At 70.6% G+C, this 14,746-nt stretch carries 12 protein-coding genes and 1 tRNA gene (1 of these 13 cut by a window edge); 2 read left to right on the top strand and 11 right to left on the bottom strand.

The features are described 5' to 3' along the window. The 5 genes from lon to DK419_RS22355 form a co-directional block, all read right to left on the bottom strand. A protein-coding gene (lon, locus tag DK419_RS22375) for an endopeptidase La (RefSeq protein WP_109961046.1) crosses the window boundary here: on the bottom strand, positions 1-2,243 show its 5' portion. The gene continues 181 nt to the left of window position 1, outside the view; the window shows 2,243 of its 2,424 coding nt (coding positions 1-2,243); it begins with the start codon at positions 2,241-2,243; its stop codon lies off the left edge, out of view. Between the two features lie 298 nt (positions 2,244-2,541). Beyond that, entirely contained in the window at positions 2,542-3,813 is a 1,272-nt protein-coding gene (gene clpX, locus DK419_RS22370; RefSeq protein WP_048445376.1) for an ATP-dependent Clp protease ATP-binding subunit ClpX, read from the bottom strand. A gap of 296 nt (positions 3,814-4,109) precedes the next feature. After that, entirely contained in the window at positions 4,110-4,739 is a 630-nt protein-coding gene (locus tag DK419_RS22365) for an ATP-dependent Clp protease proteolytic subunit (protein ID WP_048427128.1), read from the bottom strand. Positions 4,740-4,851: 112 nt separating this feature from the next. Further along, positions 4,852-6,279 carry a trigger factor gene (gene tig / locus DK419_RS22360; RefSeq protein ID WP_109962443.1) on the bottom strand — a complete coding sequence of 476 codons (1,428 nt, stop codon included), beginning with the start codon at positions 6,277-6,279 and terminating at the stop codon, positions 4,852-4,854. Between the two features lie 143 nt (positions 6,280-6,422). Further along, positions 6,423-6,507 (bottom strand) — tRNA-Leu (locus DK419_RS22355). Between the two features lie 251 nt (positions 6,508-6,758). Here DK419_RS22355 and DK419_RS22350 point away from each other — a divergent pair. Both DK419_RS22350 and DK419_RS22345 read left to right on the top strand, forming a co-directional pair. Next, positions 6,759-8,219: a multicopper oxidase family protein gene (locus DK419_RS22350; RefSeq protein WP_109961045.1), complete on the top strand. Its 1,461-nt coding sequence runs from the start codon at positions 6,759-6,761 to the stop codon at positions 8,217-8,219. Between the two features lie 242 nt (positions 8,220-8,461). Then, positions 8,462-8,926 carry a hypothetical protein gene (locus tag DK419_RS22345; RefSeq protein ID WP_109961044.1) on the top strand — a complete coding sequence of 155 codons (465 nt, stop codon included), beginning with the start codon at positions 8,462-8,464 and terminating at the stop codon, positions 8,924-8,926. Positions 8,927-9,026: 100 nt separating this feature from the next. Here DK419_RS22345 and rpmG read toward each other — a convergent pair whose 3' ends face one another. The 6 genes from rpmG to DK419_RS22315 form a co-directional block, all read right to left on the bottom strand. Continuing rightward, positions 9,027-9,194 carry a 50S ribosomal protein L33 gene (rpmG, locus tag DK419_RS22340; protein WP_048427126.1) on the bottom strand — a complete coding sequence of 56 codons (168 nt, stop codon included), beginning with the start codon at positions 9,192-9,194 and terminating at the stop codon, positions 9,027-9,029. A gap of 145 nt (positions 9,195-9,339) precedes the next feature. Further along, a complete protein-coding gene (locus tag DK419_RS22335; protein WP_109961043.1) occupies positions 9,340-10,509 on the bottom strand; it encodes an MFS transporter in 1,170 nt (389 codons plus the stop codon). A 105-nt stretch (positions 10,510-10,614) separates the two neighbouring features. Next, positions 10,615-11,340 (bottom strand): NUDIX hydrolase, encoded by a 726-nt coding sequence (locus DK419_RS22330; protein ID WP_245442631.1) that lies wholly within the window; start codon positions 11,338-11,340, stop codon positions 10,615-10,617. After that, complete coding sequence (locus DK419_RS22325) at positions 11,309-11,821, bottom strand: DUF983 domain-containing protein (RefSeq protein WP_109962442.1); 513 nt, start codon at positions 11,819-11,821, stop codon at positions 11,309-11,311. The genes DK419_RS22330 and DK419_RS22325 overlap by 32 nt, the downstream gene beginning before the upstream one ends. Positions 11,822-11,871: 50 nt before the next feature. Continuing rightward, a complete protein-coding gene (gene rnr, locus DK419_RS22320) occupies positions 11,872-14,214 on the bottom strand; it encodes a ribonuclease R (RefSeq protein WP_109961041.1) in 2,343 nt (780 codons plus the stop codon). A gap of 120 nt (positions 14,215-14,334) precedes the next feature. Next, on the bottom strand, positions 14,335-14,676 hold the full coding sequence (locus tag DK419_RS22315; RefSeq protein ID WP_109961040.1) for a hypothetical protein: 342 nt from the start codon (positions 14,674-14,676) through the stop codon (positions 14,335-14,337). Positions 14,677-14,746 lie beyond the last annotated feature (70 nt).

Below are 14,746 nucleotides of genomic sequence, written 5' to 3'. Positions count from 1 at the left end.
TCCTTGGCGTTCTCCTCCGGGATCAGCACGATCTTGATGCCGCCCCGCAGGGCCGCCAGCAGCTTCTCCTTGAGGCCGCCGATCGGCAGCACCCGACCGCGCAAGGTGACCTCGCCGGTCATCGCGATGTCGCGGCGCACCGGGATGCCGGTGATGACCGAGACGATCGCCGTCGCCATGGCGATGCCGGCCGAGGGCCCGTCCTTCGGGGTCGCCCCCTCCGGCACGTGGACGTGGATGTCCCGGCGCTCGAACAGCGGCGGCTCGACCCCGAAATCGACGGCCCGGGAACGGACGTAGGACGCCGCCGCCGAGATCGATTCCTTCATCACGTCGCGCAGGTTGCCGGTCACCGTCATCTTGCCCTTGCCGGGCATCATGACGCCTTCGATCGTGAGCAGCTCGCCGCCGACCTCGGTCCAGGCGAGGCCCGTGACGACGCCGACCTGATCGTCGGTCTCGACCTCGCCGTAGCGGAACTTCGCCGGGCCGAGGAAGGTGTCCAGGTTGTCGGCCGAGACCGTCACGCTCTTCACCCCCGAGATCAGGATTTCCTTCACCGCCTTGCGGATCAGGTTCGAGATCTCGCGCTCCAGGTTCCGCACGCCCGCCTCGCGGGTGTAGCGGCGGATCAGGAGCATCAGGCCGTCATCGGTGATCGACCACTCCTTGGCCTCGAGACCGTGCTTCTTCAGCGCACCCGGCATCAGGTGCTTGCGCGCGATCTCGACCTTCTCCTCCTCGGTGTAGCCGGCGATGCGGATCACCTCCATCCGGTCCAGGAGGGCCGGCGGGATGTTGAGGGTGTTGGCCGTGGTCACGAACATCACGTTCGACAGGTCGTAATCGACCTCGAGGTAATGGTCGTTGAAGGTCGCGTTCTGCTCCGGATCCAGCACCTCGAGGAGTGCCGCCGACGGGTCGCCGCGGAAATCCATGCCCATCTTGTCGATCTCGTCGAGCAGGATGAGCGGGTTCGAGGTCTTGGCCTTGCGCATCGACTGCACGATCTTGCCGGGCATCGAGCCGATATAGGTCCGGCGGTGACCGCGGATCTCGGCCTCGTCGCGCACGCCGCCGAGCGACATGCGGACGAACTCGCGGCCCGTGGCCTTGGCGATCGACTTGCCGAGCGAGGTCTTGCCGACGCCGGGCGGTCCGACGAGGCAGAGGATCGGGCCGGTGAGCTTGTTGGCGCGCTGCTGCACCGCCAGGTACTCGACGATCCGCTCCTTGACCTTGTCGAGACCGAAATGGTCGGAATCGAGCATGGCCTGAGCGCCGGGCAGGTCCTTCTTGATCTTCGAGCGCTTGCCCCACGGAATGCCGAGCATCCAGTCGAGGTAGTTGCGCACGACCGTCGCCTCGGCCGACATCGGCGACATCTGGCGCAGCTTCTTCAGCTCGGCCAGCGCCTTGTCCCGCGCCTCCTTGGAGAACTTGGTCTTCTCGATCTTGTCCTCGAGTTCGGCCAGCTCGTCGCGGCCGTCCTCGTCGCCGAGCTCCTTCTGAATGGCTTTCATCTGCTCATTCAGGTAGTACTCGCGCTGGGTCTTCTCCATCTGCCGCTTGACGCGGGTGCGGATGCGCTTCTCGACCTGCAGCACCGAGATCTCGCTCTCCATCAGCGAGAGCACGCGCTCCAGCCGCTGGGCGACGGTCGGGATCTCGAGGATCGCCTGCTTGTCGGAGATCTTGACCGCGAGGTGCGAGGCGACCGTGTCGGCGAGCTTCGAGGGCTCGTCGATCTGGATCACCGCCGAGACCACCTCGGGCGAGATCTTCTTGTTCAGCTTGACGTAGTTCTCGAATTCCGAGATCACCGAGCGGGCGAGCGCCTCGGCCTCGATCTTGTCGCCGAGATCGTTCGGCAGCACCTCGGCGTCGGCGGCGTAGTACTCGTCCGAGCGCACGAAATCCTGGATCTTGGCGCGGCCGCCACCCTCCACCAGCACCTTCACGGTGCCGTCGGGGAGCTTGAGCAGCTGCAGGACGCTGGCGAGCGTGCCGATGGTGTAGATCGCGTCGGTGGCCGGGTCGTCGTCGGTGGCGTTGACCTGGGTGGCGAGCAGGATGTGCCGGTCGGTGCGGACCGCCTCCTCGAGCGCACGGATCGACTTCTCGCGGCCGACGAAGAGCGGCACGATCATGTGCGGGAAGACCACGATGTCGCGCAGCGGCAGGACCGCGTAGGTCCCGGTCGAGCCGGGGACGACGGGCTGGCGCGATTTCGGCTGGGTCATTGACTGACTTCCTTGTGTGGTGACGCCCAGGTCCCTCCCCTCACAGGGGACAAGCAGGAGGAACGGTGGGGGCCGACCGGGCCGCGGGGGTCGGAAACGAGGAGAGCGGCCGGGTCGCGGCACCGCACCTCGTCTCCGGTGAGCATGCGGCCGCCGCGTCGACTCTCAGGTGGCCCCTCCGGATGCCGCTTTCAAGCACCGTGCCACTCGAGGCTCAGGGCCACCCGGAAGCCGCCATCCGGGCTGCTCTCGCAAGAGAGGCCGCCGCGGGGTCGCGGCGGCCTCCCGGGTCGCATCGTCAGGCGCTGGCGCTCGCCGGGGCGTCCTTGCCGCGGTCGCCGTGGATGTAGAGGGGCCGCGACTTCCCGTCGACGACCTCCGGCCCGATCACCACCTGCTCGACCGAATCGAGGCCGGGCAGGTCGTACATCGTCTCGAGCAGGATGCTCTCCAGGATCGAGCGCAGGCCGCGGGCGCCGGTCTTGCGCTCGATGGCCTTGCGGGCGACGAGGCTGAGCGCCTCCTCCTGGAACGTCAGGTCGACGTTCTCCATCTCGAACAGGCGCTGGTACTGCTTGACGAGCGCGTTCTTCGGCTCCTGCAGGATCCGCTTCAGCGCGGTCTCGTCGAGATCCTCGAGGGTCGCGAGCACCGGGAGACGGCCGACGAATTCGGGGATGAGGCCGAACTTGAGCAGGTCCTCCGGCTCGACGTTGCGGAAGATCTCGCCGGTGCGGCGGTCGTCCGGAGCCTGGACGGTGGCGCCGAAGCCGATCGAGGTGCCCTTGCCGCGGGCCGAGATGATTCGCTCCAGCCCCGCGAAGGCGCCGCCGCAGATGAACAGGATGTTGGTCGTGTCGACCTGGAGGAATTCCTGCTGCGGGTGCTTGCGCCCGCCCTGCGGCGGCACGCTGGCGACCGTGCCCTCCATGATCTTCAGGAGCGCCTGCTGCACGCCCTCGCCCGACACGTCGCGGGTGATCGACGGGTTGTCGGACTTGCGGGAGATCTTGTCGATTTCGTCGATGTAGACGATGCCGCGCTGCGCCCGCTCGACGTTGTAGTCGGAGGCCTGGAGCAGCTTGAGGATGATGTTCTCGACGTCCTCGCCGACGTAACCGGCCTCGGTCAGCGTCGTCGCGTCGGCCATCGTGAACGGCACGTCGAGGATGCGCGCCAGGGTCTGGGCCAACAGGGTCTTGCCGGACCCGGTCGGGCCGATCAGCAGGATGTTGGACTTCGCCAGCTCGACGTCGTTGTGCTTGGTCGCGTGCGCCAGGCGCTTGTAGTGGTTGTGCACAGCCACCGACAGGACCTTCTTGGCAAAGTCCTGCCCGATGACGTAATCATCGAGGACCCGCCGAATTTCCTTCGGGGTCGGTACGCCGTCCCGCGACTTCACCAGCGAGGACTTCGATTCCTCGCGAATGATGTCCATGCACAGCTCGACGCACTCATCGCAGATGAAGACGGTCGGGCCCGCGATCAGCTTGCGAACCTCGTGCTGGCTCTTGCCGCAGAACGAGCAGTACAGCGTGCTCTTCGAGTCGTTGCCGCCAGCCTTGCTCATATGGGTCTCCAAGTCCCCGACCGGTCCCGCCCCGGGGACGCGACCGCATCGCTTTTAGATAGTGGCGCCCGGCTAAAGAAACAGTCACCGCCCCCCGCGCCGCCGGGCGCCCGGTGCAGAATCGCGATGCAAACACGCAGCCACCGCGGGATCAATCCCACCGATGCGACAGGCTCCCGCCAAATGGCCGCATCGGCGGGCCCGACTTCGAGAGCGGCCCCTGTCCTTTCGGGGCAGGCCTTAGCCGTCGTCCCTGGGAACGCCCAGGGACGGCTAAGGCCTGCCGCCGGGATTCGTTACGCCTGGGCCGGAGCCTCGGCGCGCTTCTGCAGCACCTCGTCGATCAGGCCCCACTCCTTGGCCGCGTCGGCGGTCATGAAGTTGTCGCGCTCGAGGCCCTGCTCGATCGCCTCGTACTCGCGGCCGGTGTGCTTCACGTAGATCTCGTTGAGGCGCCGCTTCAGCGCCTCGATCTCGCGGGCATGGATGAGGATGTCGGTGGCCTGGCCCTGGAAGCCGCCGGAGGGCTGGTGCACCATGATCCGGGCGTTCGGCAGGGCGAAGCGGTGGCCGGCCTCGCCGGCGGCGAGCAGCAGCGAGCCCATCGAGGCGGCCTGGCCGACGCAGAGCGTGGCGACCGGGCAGCGGATGAACTGCATCGTGTCGTAGATCGACAGGCCGGAGGTGACCACGCCGCCCGGCGAGTTGATGTAGAAGGAGATTTCCTTCTTCGGGTTCTCCGCCTCGAGGAACAGCAGCTGCGCCACGATCAGCGACGCGGAATAGTCCTCGACCGGGCCGGTCAGGAAGATGATGCGCTCGCGCAAGAGGCGCGAGTAGATGTCGAAGGCGCGCTCGCCGCGGCTCGACTGCTCGACCACCATGGGCACGAGCGCGCTGTTGTAGTAATCGACCGGATCTCTCATCTCACTGGCCCTCTGAACGGAACCCGGCCGCCTCTGGGCGGCCGGGGTAGCGGCGGAAACGTACGACCTCGCAGGCCCCGTCCCCGCCGCCCGTTCGGGGCCGTAGCGAGGATCAGGCCGGGTTGGACTCACCCGCGGGAGCGGCCTCGGCCGTGTCGGCCTTCGCCGCGTCGGCCTTGGCCTTGCCGTCCTCGGCGTCGTCCTCGTCGGCGAACAGCGCCTCCTTGGAGACGGGCTCCTCGACCAGTTTGACCTGCCCGAGGACGTGGTCAACCACCTTCTCCTCGAACAGCGGGGCGCGCAGCTCGGCCAGCGCCTGCGGGGTCTTGCGGTAGAAATCCCAGACCTGCTGCTCCTGGCCGGGGAACTGACGGACGCGGGCGATCAGGGCCTGATTCACCTCGTCGTCCGAGACCTTGATATCGGCGCTCTCGCCGGCCTGCGCAAGCACCAGGCCGAGGCGCACGCGGCGCTCGGCGATCCGGCGGTACTCCTCGCGGGCCTTCTCCTCGGTGGTGTCCTCGTCCTCGAAGGTCTTGCCGCGGTTCTTCAGGTCCTGCTCGACCTGGGCCCACACGGCGGCGAACTCCTGGTGGACCAGGCTCGGGGGCAGCTCGAAGGAGTAGCGGCTGTCGAGGGCGTCGAGGAGGCCCTTCTTCAGCTTCTGGCGCGAGGCCGCCTCGTACTCGCGGCCCATCGTGGTGCGCACGGCGTCCTTGAGGGCGTCGAGCGAGTCCATGCCGAAGTTCTTGGCGAGCTCGTCGTCGATCGTGAGCGCGCCCGGCGCCTTGACGGCCTTCACGGTCACGTCGAACTCGGCCTCCTTGCCGGCGAGGTGCTCGGCGCCGTAGGCCTCCGGGAAGGTGACCTTGACCAGGCGCTCGTCGCCGGCCTTGGCGCCGAGGAGCTGGTCCTCGAAGCCCGGGATGAAGGTGTTCGAGCCGAGGTCGAGGTTGATGTCCTCGCCGGTGCCGCCCTCGAACGGGGTGCCGTCGATGCGGCCGGTGAAGTTGATCACCAGGCGGTCGCCGGACTGGGCGGCCTCGCCCTCGGGACGGTCCTCGAACGGGCGGTTGGCCGAGGCCATGCGCTCGATCGTCTCGTTGACCTCCTCGTCGGAGGCCGTGACGACCTGCTTGGTCAGGCTCACGTCCGAGAGGTCGACGAGGTCGAAGCTCGGCATCACCTCGAGGGCGATCGAGAACGACAGGTCGCCCTTGGCGTCGAGCGCCTTCTCGATCGCGTCCTTGTCCTCGGGCATCTGCACCTGAGGCTCGAGGGCGAGCTTGAGCTTGTTGTCCTCGACGATCTTCTGGTTGGCCTCGTTGACGGCGTTCTGGACGACGTCGGCCATCACGGAACGGCCGTAGACCTTGCGCAGGTGGGCCACCGGTACCTTGCCCGGGCGGAAGCCCTTGAGCTGCACCTTGCCCTTGATCCCGTCGAGCTCGGTCGCGAGCCGGGTCTCCAGCTCGGCCGCCGGCAGGACCACCTGGTATTCGCGCTTCAGCCCCTCGGACTTGGTCTCGGTCACCTGCATCGTCGTCATTCCGCCTTGCACCTTCGAATCCGGCTTGGCTGCGGGCCCGGACGGCGCTGTGATCGACGCCGTGCGACGGGACCGTCAGGACAAGGGGCCGGCACTGCTGCTTGAACCCGTTCCGTCGTGTCGCCTGGCGGATGTGGTGCGGGCGGAGGGGCTCGAACCCCCACGACTCTCGTCACTGGAACCTAAATCCAGCGCGTCTACCAATTCCGCCACGCCCGCGACGCTCGCGCCCGAGGCCTGACGCACCCGGGCGCGGCTCTATAGCATGGTGGATCGGTCACGCAGCAAGAATTTTAGGCCCCGCCTCGCCCCGGACCGCGGGCCCGGCTACAAGGCTGTCCCTGCCGGGCCGCCGGCCCGGCTACCAGGCTGTCTCGGCCGGGCCGCCGGCCCGGCCCCATGCCCGTCCCTGCCGCCGGGGCCGCTCGATCCCGCGCCCGGCCTCCCGACCCGTCGCTCAGCGAGGTGCCATGCCGTCGTCCCTGCCGCCCTCGCGCCGCGCGCTGCTCGCCGGCGCAGCCCTGTCGCTGGCGCCCACCCTTCTCCGGGCGCAGGGCGGCGCGACCCCGCCGGCGCCGGGCACCGCGGGGGGCAAGCCCGCAGAGCCCAAGCCCGCAGAGCCCAAGCCCGCCGACGCCAAAACCCTGACCGCCGCGCCGGCGCGGGCGCGGATCAAGCCGGAGCCGGCGCCGGAGACCCCCGTCTGGGCCTTCGACGGCTCCTCGGCGCCGCCGGTCCTGCGGGTGAAGCACGGCGAGGCGGTGCGCCTGCAGCTCCAGAACAAGACCGAGCGCCCCCTGTCGCTGCACTGGCACGGCGTGCGCAACCGCAACGCCATGGACGGGGTCGGCGGGGTCACGCAGGCCCCGGTCGCCCCGGGCGCGAGCTTCCTCTACGAGTTCACCCCGCCGGATGCCGGCACCTCGCTGATCCGCCCCCTGGTCGTGGCCGGATCGAGCGAGCCTTCGGGCCGCGGGCTCGCCGGGATGCTGGTGGTCGAGGAGAGGACGCCGCCGGTCGTCGATCGCGACGTGCCGCTGCTCTTCCAGGACTGGCGCCTGGAGCAGGACGGGACCCTGGCCGCCTTCGGGCAGGTCGCCTTCGCGGCGAGTTCGGGCCGGCTCGGCAACGCGCTCACGGTCAACGGCAGGCCGACGCCGGAGACGATCGAGGCGGCGCCGGGCACGCGCCTGCGCCTGCGCCTCGCCAATGCCTGCAACGCGCGGGCGACCCGGATCCGCTTCGACGGGCTGAAGGCCTGGGTCGCGGCGGTGGACGGCCAGCCGACCGACACCTTCGAGCCCCTGCGCGCCACCCTGCCCTTCCCGCCCGGCACCCGCTACGACATCCTGCTCGACGTGCCGGGCAGCGCCGAACCGGCGGGCGCCGTCGTGGCACTGATCGGCCCCGGCATGCCGCTCGCCCGCATCGTCCCGAAGGGCGAGGCGTTGGCGGCGCGCCCGCCCGTCGCGCCGATCGGCGAGAACAAGCTGCTGCCGCCCGAGATCAAGCTGCAGAACGCCTTCCGGCGCGACATCGCCGTCGCGGGCGGCGCGGTGTTCGACAAGGGGAAGCCCGAGGCGGCCCCGGCCTTCACCGGCGACCCGACCCGGATCTGGACCCTCAACGGCGCCGCCGGCCGGGCCGAGAACCCGCCCCTGTTCACGGTCAAGCGCAACACCGCCGTGGTGCTGGCGCTCACCAACACCACCGCCTTCCCGCAATCGCTGCACCTGCACGGCCACGTCTTCCGGCTGCTGCACCCCCTCGACGACGGCTGGGAGCCCTACTGGCTCGACACCTTCCAGCTGATCGAGGGCCGCACCGCCCGCATCGCCTTCCTGGCCGACAATCCGGGCCGCTGGCTCATCAGCGCCACGGCGCTCGAGCGGTTCGATACCGGCCTGTGGGGCTGGTTCGAGGTGACGTGAGCGGAGCCGTCCCCATGCGTCCGGCGGTCGCATCCCGACCGCCGGATGATGATCGGCCAAGCTCAGGTACAAAGCATTAAGCCCTTGATGGCGACGGTTTTACCGATCGATGCTTCAAGGGTGACGATCTTACGCTCAAGAAAACGTGTTAACGTGGGCGAATGCATCGGCGGGATGCTTGTCGCATGCTGGCGCAGCAGCAGCGCGCAACGGTCTGCAGCGCATCGACAAGGATGCCCAGCATGGAACATCAGCCGCTTCGCCACATCCGTGACATTGCCGACGTCGAGACGGTCCCACCGCTCCTGGAGGGCCGCCGGGCCCGGCTCGAGCGCCTCGCCGAGATCCTCGAGCGCGATCCCGGCCGCAGCTTCACGACCCTGGAGGAGATCGAGTTCGTGCCCCGCAGGATGCGGGGCGGCATCAGGGCCGACAACTCGCCGCTGACCTTCGCCTACGCCGATCCCGTGCTGCGGGCGAGCGGGCTCGGCAACGACACGTTCGGGGAGGCCCGGCGCTTCTTCGAGCTGAGCACCGGCGAGGCCCACCACCTCTTGTGCTCGTGCGTGAACGGGCGCACCGTCAAGGCCGGACCGACCGCCAAGCGCCTGCGCCGCCTCGCCACCCGCCGGCCGGGCCTGTGGCTCGCCTATGGCTGCGCCGCCGGCTTCGTCGCCCTGCCGGGAGCGATGTACCTGTTCGGCTGACGGTGCGTCGGGCGGCTCGCCGCTCCCAACGGAAAAAGGCCGCCCTCGCGGGCGGCCTTTTTCATGCCGCTCGATGCGGCCAGACTCGCAAGATCAAGTCTTACTTGATCTTGGTCTCCTTGAACTCGACGTGCTTGCGCGCGATCGGGTCGTACTTCTTGAACGACAGCTTGTCGGTCTTGGTACGGGAGTTCTTCTTGGTGACGTAGAAATAGCCGGTATCGGCGGTCGAAAGCAGCTTGATCTTGATGGTGACGGCCTTGGCCATGGCGCGACCTCTTGTTGCTGATGGGTGTTGCGCCCGGAGGACCGAAACGCAAACGGCCGGGCAGGCCCGGCCAGAACGCGGCGCCTTCCTGCCCCATCACCCTCCGGGCGTCAAGTCCGGGCGACCGACGGCCGCGCCGCGGGCCTCAGGGCGCGGCCCGGATCATCCGCCCGCCCACCACCGCCAGGTAGGCGACGAACAGCAGCGCCAGCGACCAGGCGAAGCCGTGCGGCGAGGCGAGGTCCATGCCGCCGCCGACCAGCGGCGGTCCCAGCACCAGGCCGATGTTGTAGAGCACCAGGAACGCCGCGTTGGCGCCGGCGAGCGCCGCGCCGTCGAAGCGGGCGCCGAGATGGGCGAGGCCCACCGTGTAGAGCGTGCCGGCGATGCCGCCCCACAGGAACAGGATGAGGGCCAGCAGCCGCGCATCCTCCGCGCCGAGCGGAAGGGCCGCGGCGCCGACCGCGCCGAGGAGAGCGGCGGCGAGCAGCACCCGGCGCTTGTCGACCCGGTCGGCGAGGAGCCCGACCGGGATCTGGAACAGCACGTTGCCGAGCGCCGCGACGCTGACGAGGCCCGCCGCCTGCTCGGCCGTGAGGCCGAGGCGCAGTCCGTAGATCGGCAGGATGGCGAACCCCCCGGTCTCGACCGCGCCGTAGACGAGCGCCGCCAGCGTCGCCGAGGGCGCGACCCTCAGGTAGCCGAGGAAGCCGCGCCCGCCCTTGTGCGGGATCTCCGGCGACAGCCCGCGGGCCATGACGAGGGGCAGCGCGCCTGCGCAGAACAGGGCCGCGCCCGCGAGGTAGGGCGCCCAGCCGGTGGTGCCGAGGATCCGCAGGAGCCCCGGGCCGATGGCGAAGCCGAGCGCCAGCACCGTGGCGTAGACCCCCATCACCAGCCCGCGCCGGGCCGGCGGCGCCGCCTGGTTGATCCAGAACTCGGAGAGGACGAACAGCACCCCGAGGGCGGCCGAGAACACGAAGCGCAGCGGGAACCACCAGGCGAAGTCGTACACGGCCCGGAAGCCGAGGAGCGCCAGCGCCCCGACCGCGATGGCGCCGAGGAGCAGCGGCATCACCCCGAGGCGCGAAGCCACCCGCGGCACGAAGGGCAGGACGACGATGCTCGCCACCCCGGCGATCGCCGTGTTGACCCCGATCCAGGTGTTGGACAGGCCCATCCGCTCCATCTCGAGGGAGAGGAGCGGGATCGACAGGCTCAACCCGATGCCGACCACGGCGACGCAGGCGATGGCGGCGGCGATGGCGGCGAGGCGCGCGGGGCCGAACTCGGACTCGGTGGTGGAAGTGGTCATGCTGGGGGGCTGGCCGTCAGGGCCGGCTCATATGGGCCAGGTGTCCGGCGAAGGCCACCCCGACGCCCGTCGGGCGACCGGCCAGGACCCGCCGGAGACGGCCCCCTACAGCTCTTCCCGGGTGTGCTCGCCGTCCACATCCCGGAAGAACGGCACCGGCAGCATCGGGCCGAACCCGGCGGCGAGCCGGGCTTCCAGCTCGTCGAGCACGATGGCGGTGATGCGCGGCAGTTCGAGCTTGCGGGCCTGCGCGAGATCGACCCAGGCGAGCTCGGTCAGCTCGGAATCGGGGCCGACGATGCCCGGGGTCTCGGCCACCACCGCCTCGCGGTCGACCGCGAAGAAGCGGGTGTCGAAGCGCTTCGGGCGCGAGGGCGGGGTGATCGCCCGGGCGACGAATTGCAGGAGTTCGAGGTCCGGCATCACCCCGGCCTCGCGGAAGGCCGACCAGGGGCCGGGCGGCGCCGTCTCGGGCGGGCCGTAATCGGTCGTCCCGATCATCAGGCCGGTCTCCTCGTAGGTCTCGCGGATCGCCGCGAGCGCCAGCACCCGGCCGAGATGGAACAGGGGCGGGTGGACCCGCTCGGCCAAGGCCGCTTCCGCCCGGTCGTTGAGGGTGCCGGCCACCGGCATGCTGCGGTCGCCGAGCTCGATCCGCCCGCCGGGGAAGACGAACAGGCCGGGCATGAACTTGTGGCCGGCGTGGCGCCGCCCCATCAGGACCTTCGGCTCGTCGCCCGAGCGGTCGAGGATGATCAGCGTCGCGGCGTTGCGGATCCGCAGCGGCCGCGCCTTCCGCTCAGGAGCGGCCGGAGCCGATCGTCCGTCCATCGGTCCCGCCGCCATCCCGCGTCTCCGTCTCGTGCCGGCCAAAGTCGGTCTGGCCCCTGCCATCCGCGGCCTCGGCCCCGGCGCGGCGTATCGCGGAAAAGCCGTGCATGCCAAGCGCGTATTGCAGCCCGACCACCGCCCCCTTGGTCGGCTGGAGCAGCAGCAGCGAGGCGACGAGGGCGAGCGCGGGCCAGAACGTCATCTGGAACCAGAACGGCACGTCGAGCCGCATCTCGGTCTCGAGGACGCCCAAGCCCACGAGGTGGCCGACGACGAAGATGACGAGGTAGGGCGGCAGGTCGTCGGCGCGGTGGTGGTGCAGCTCCAGCCCGCAGACCTCGCAAGCCGGCCGCACCTTGAGGAAGCGATCGAACAGCCGGCCCTCGCCGCAATGCGGGCAGCGGTTGCGAAAGCCGCGCCCCATCGCCAGCATCCAGTGCGGACCGGCGCCGGTCCGCTCGGCCGGCGTCCCGGCCGGCATCTTGGCCGGAATCTTGGCCGAAGTCTCGGCCGGTCCGGCGTGGATCTCGATCATGCCCGCCTCCCGCGGCGCTTGGTCAGGCCGTCGCGGCTCGGCGGCGCCGGACGGCCCTTGCGCGGCCCCTTGTGCGGCCCGCCCCGGGCCGGGTTCGGCGAGGCGGCCCGCCCGCCGCCGGCGATCTCGAAGCGAAGGGCGCCCGCCACCGGGGCGGCCTCCACCAGGCGCACCTCGACCTTGTCGCCGAGGCGGAAGGTCTCGCGGGTGCGCTCGCCGACGAGGGCATGGCGGCCCTCCTCGTAGCGGTAGTAGTCGGCGCCGAGCGTCGAGACCGGGATGAAGCCGTCCGCCCCGGTCTCGTCGAGCTTGATGAACAACCCCGAGCGGGTCGCGCCCGAGATCTGCCCCGAGAAGGTGGCGCCGACCCGGTCGGCGAGGTGGTGGGCGATCAGGCGGTCGATGGTCTCGCGCTCCGCCGCCATGGCGCGGCGCTCCGCGGCCGAGATCTGCTGGCCGATCTCGGCGAGGTCCCCGGTCTCCGTGCCCGAAGGCAGGCCGTCCGACCCGAGCCGGAGGGCCCGGATCAGGGCGCGGTGCACGATCAGGTCGGCGTAGCGCCGGATCGGCGAGGTGAAGTGGGCGTAGCGGCGGAGCGCCAGCCCGAAATGGCCGGCATTCTCGGCGGCGTAGACGGCCTGGGCCTGCGAGCGCAGCACAACCTCGTTGAGGAAGAGCTGGTGCTCGCTCCCCGCCACCATGCCGAGGATGCGGTTGAACAGGGCCGGGCGGAGGTTCGCCTCCTTCGGCAGCTTGAGGCCGATCGAGGCCATCACCTCGCCCAAGGCCCGCATCTTCTCGAGGGAGGGCTCGTCGTGGACGCGGTAGATCAGCGGCTGGCCGGCGGATTCCAGGGCCTCGGCCGCCGCGACGTTGGCCTGGATCATGAACTCCTCGATCAGCCGGTGCGCGGCCAGGCGCTCCGGCACGACCACCCGGTCGACCCCGCCCTCTGGGTTCAGGATCACCTTGCGCTCGGGCAGGTCCAGCGCCAGCGGCCCGCGGGCGTCGCGCGCCGCCGCGAGGGCCTCGTAGGCGGCCCAGAGCGGGCGCAGGATGCCGTCGAGGATCGGGCCGGTGACCTCGTCGGGCCGCCCGTCGATCGCGGCCTGCGCCTGCGCGTAGGCGAGCTTGGCGCGCGAGCGCATCATGACGCGGTGGACGCTGTGGCGGACCTTCCGCCCCTCCGCCGTCACGATCATGCGGATGGCCAGAGCCGGCCGGTCCTGGCCGGGGCGCAGGGAGCAGAGGTCGTTCGAGATCCGCTCCGGCAGCATCGGCACCACCCGGTCGGGAAAGTAGACCGAGTTGCCGCGCAGGAGCGCCTCGCGGTCGAGGGGCGTGCCGGGGCGGACATAGGCGGCGACGTCGGCGATCGCCACCGTGACGACGAAGCCGCCCGGATTGGCGGGATCGGGATCCGGAACCGCCATCACGGCGTCGTCGTGGTCCTTGGCATCCGGCGGGTCGATGGTGACGAGCGGCAGGTCGCGCCAATCTTCCCGGTTCTCCGCCTCGCGTCCCTCGAGCGCGACCTCGCGGGCGGCGTCGGCCTCCGCCAGCACCTCGCGCGGGAAGACGTGCGGGATGTCGTGGGCGTGGATCGCGATCAGGCTGACCGCCTTCTCCGAGCCGAGGCTGCCGAGGCGCTCCTTGACGCGCCCCTGCGTCAGCCCGAACCGGTCCTCGCGGCCGAGCGTCACGGTGACGAGGTCGCCGTCGAGCGCCTCGCCCTCCTGGCCCGGCGGCACCGCGATCTCGCGCCCCTGCGCCTTCTTGTCGACGGGCACGATGCGCCCGCCCCCCGTCGGCAGGGCGCGGTAGACCCCGAGCGTCTCGGCGCGGTTGCGGCCGATGACCTTGATGACCCGGCCGAGATACCGCCCGGGCGTGTCGCCGTCGGGCTCGATCTTGAGGAGCGCCCGGTCGCCGGTGCCGGGGGCGGGTCCGTCGGCGCGGCGCCCGCGCGGCATCAGGACGGTGATGAGGGGCGCGGGACCCGCCTCCGGATCCCACTGGGCGGGGCGGGCGACCAGCTCGCCGTCGCGGTCGCGGCGGCTGTCGATGTCGGCGACGACGACCGGCGGCAGGCGGCCGGCCTTGCGCAGGCCGGCCCGGTCCTTCTCGATCGCGCCCTCCTCCTGCATCTCCTTGAGCAGGCGCTTCAGCTCGATCTTGTCGGACCCCTTGATGCCGAAGGCGTGGGCGATCTCGCGCTTGCCGACCTTCTGGGGCGACTCCTCGATGAAGGCGAGCACGGCCTCGCGGGTCGGCAGGACGGCGGAGGCGGGCTTCGGTGCCTTGGGGTGAAGTCCCTTGGGATGAATTCTCTTGGCCAACAGGTCGATCCAGGCGGCGGGACGCGACGGCTCCCCGGCGGGCAAGCCGCAGCCGCAAGGCTGAAATATGGGACGAGTGCGGCCGCGGGGCAACGTGGCGGGCGGAAGCGACGGCCTGCCTCAGCCGGTGGCGGCCGATTGGCGGACCCGGTCCGCGGCGGCCTCGACGTCGAAGCCCGGCCCGGCGAGGTCCGCGAGCGCCAGCGGGCAGGCCTGCGGCAGCGTCAGCGAGACCCGCGTCTCGTCGGGGCGCAGATCCGGCGCCTCGGCCTCGCGCACCGCGAGGGCCCAGAGGCCGTCGAGCTTGAGGGCCGAGAGGTCCTGTCCGGCCAGGCGCTCGTGCAGCTCCGCCGCCTCCCGGCGCCAGGCGGCGATGCGGGCCTCGTCGGCGACGAGCGCAGACTTGACGAGGGTGGCGAGAAGGGCGCGCAGGGTCGCGGCGGGAGAGGTCGGGTCGGTCATCGGGCCTCCGGGGATCGTCGCCCTGGAGCACGGCAAGCCCGGTGCCAAGAAACGGGCTCGGTGCCGAGAG

This window comes from Methylobacterium terrae (assembly GCF_003173755.1).
GTDB lineage: Bacteria > Pseudomonadota > Alphaproteobacteria > Rhizobiales > Beijerinckiaceae > Methylobacterium > Methylobacterium terrae.
The sequence above is the reverse complement of the archived record's forward strand: the minus strand, read 5'-3'. Positions and strand labels throughout refer to the sequence as shown.

Excerpts from the sequence above, each read along its gene's own strand:
- DK419_RS22365 (WP_048427128.1), bottom strand. The coding sequence starts at position 4,739 with ATGAGAGATCCGGTCGATTACTACAACAGCGCGCTCGTGCCCATGGTG.
- rpmG (WP_048427126.1), bottom strand. The coding sequence starts at position 9,194 with ATGGCCAAGGCCGTCACCATCAAGATCAAGCTGCTTTCGACCGCCGAT.
- DK419_RS22350 (WP_109961045.1), top strand. The coding sequence starts at position 6,759 with ATGCCGTCGTCCCTGCCGCCCTCGCGCCGCGCGCTGCTCGCCGGCGCA.
- DK419_RS22335 (WP_109961043.1), bottom strand. The coding sequence starts at position 10,509 with ATGACCACTTCCACCACCGAGTCCGAGTTCGGCCCCGCGCGCCTCGCC.
- DK419_RS22325 (WP_109962442.1), bottom strand. The coding sequence starts at position 11,821 with ATGCCGGCCGGGACGCCGGCCGAGCGGACCGGCGCCGGTCCGCACTGG.
- DK419_RS22345 (WP_109961044.1), top strand. The coding sequence starts at position 8,462 with ATGGAACATCAGCCGCTTCGCCACATCCGTGACATTGCCGACGTCGAG.
- clpX (WP_048445376.1), bottom strand. The coding sequence starts at position 3,813 with ATGAGCAAGGCTGGCGGCAACGACTCGAAGAGCACGCTGTACTGCTCG.
- tig (WP_109962443.1), bottom strand. The coding sequence starts at position 6,279 with ATGCAGGTGACCGAGACCAAGTCCGAGGGGCTGAAGCGCGAATACCAG.
- DK419_RS22330 (WP_245442631.1), bottom strand. The coding sequence starts at position 11,340 with ATGGACGGACGATCGGCTCCGGCCGCTCCTGAGCGGAAGGCGCGGCCG.
- DK419_RS22315 (WP_109961040.1), bottom strand. The coding sequence starts at position 14,676 with ATGACCGACCCGACCTCTCCCGCCGCGACCCTGCGCGCCCTTCTCGCC.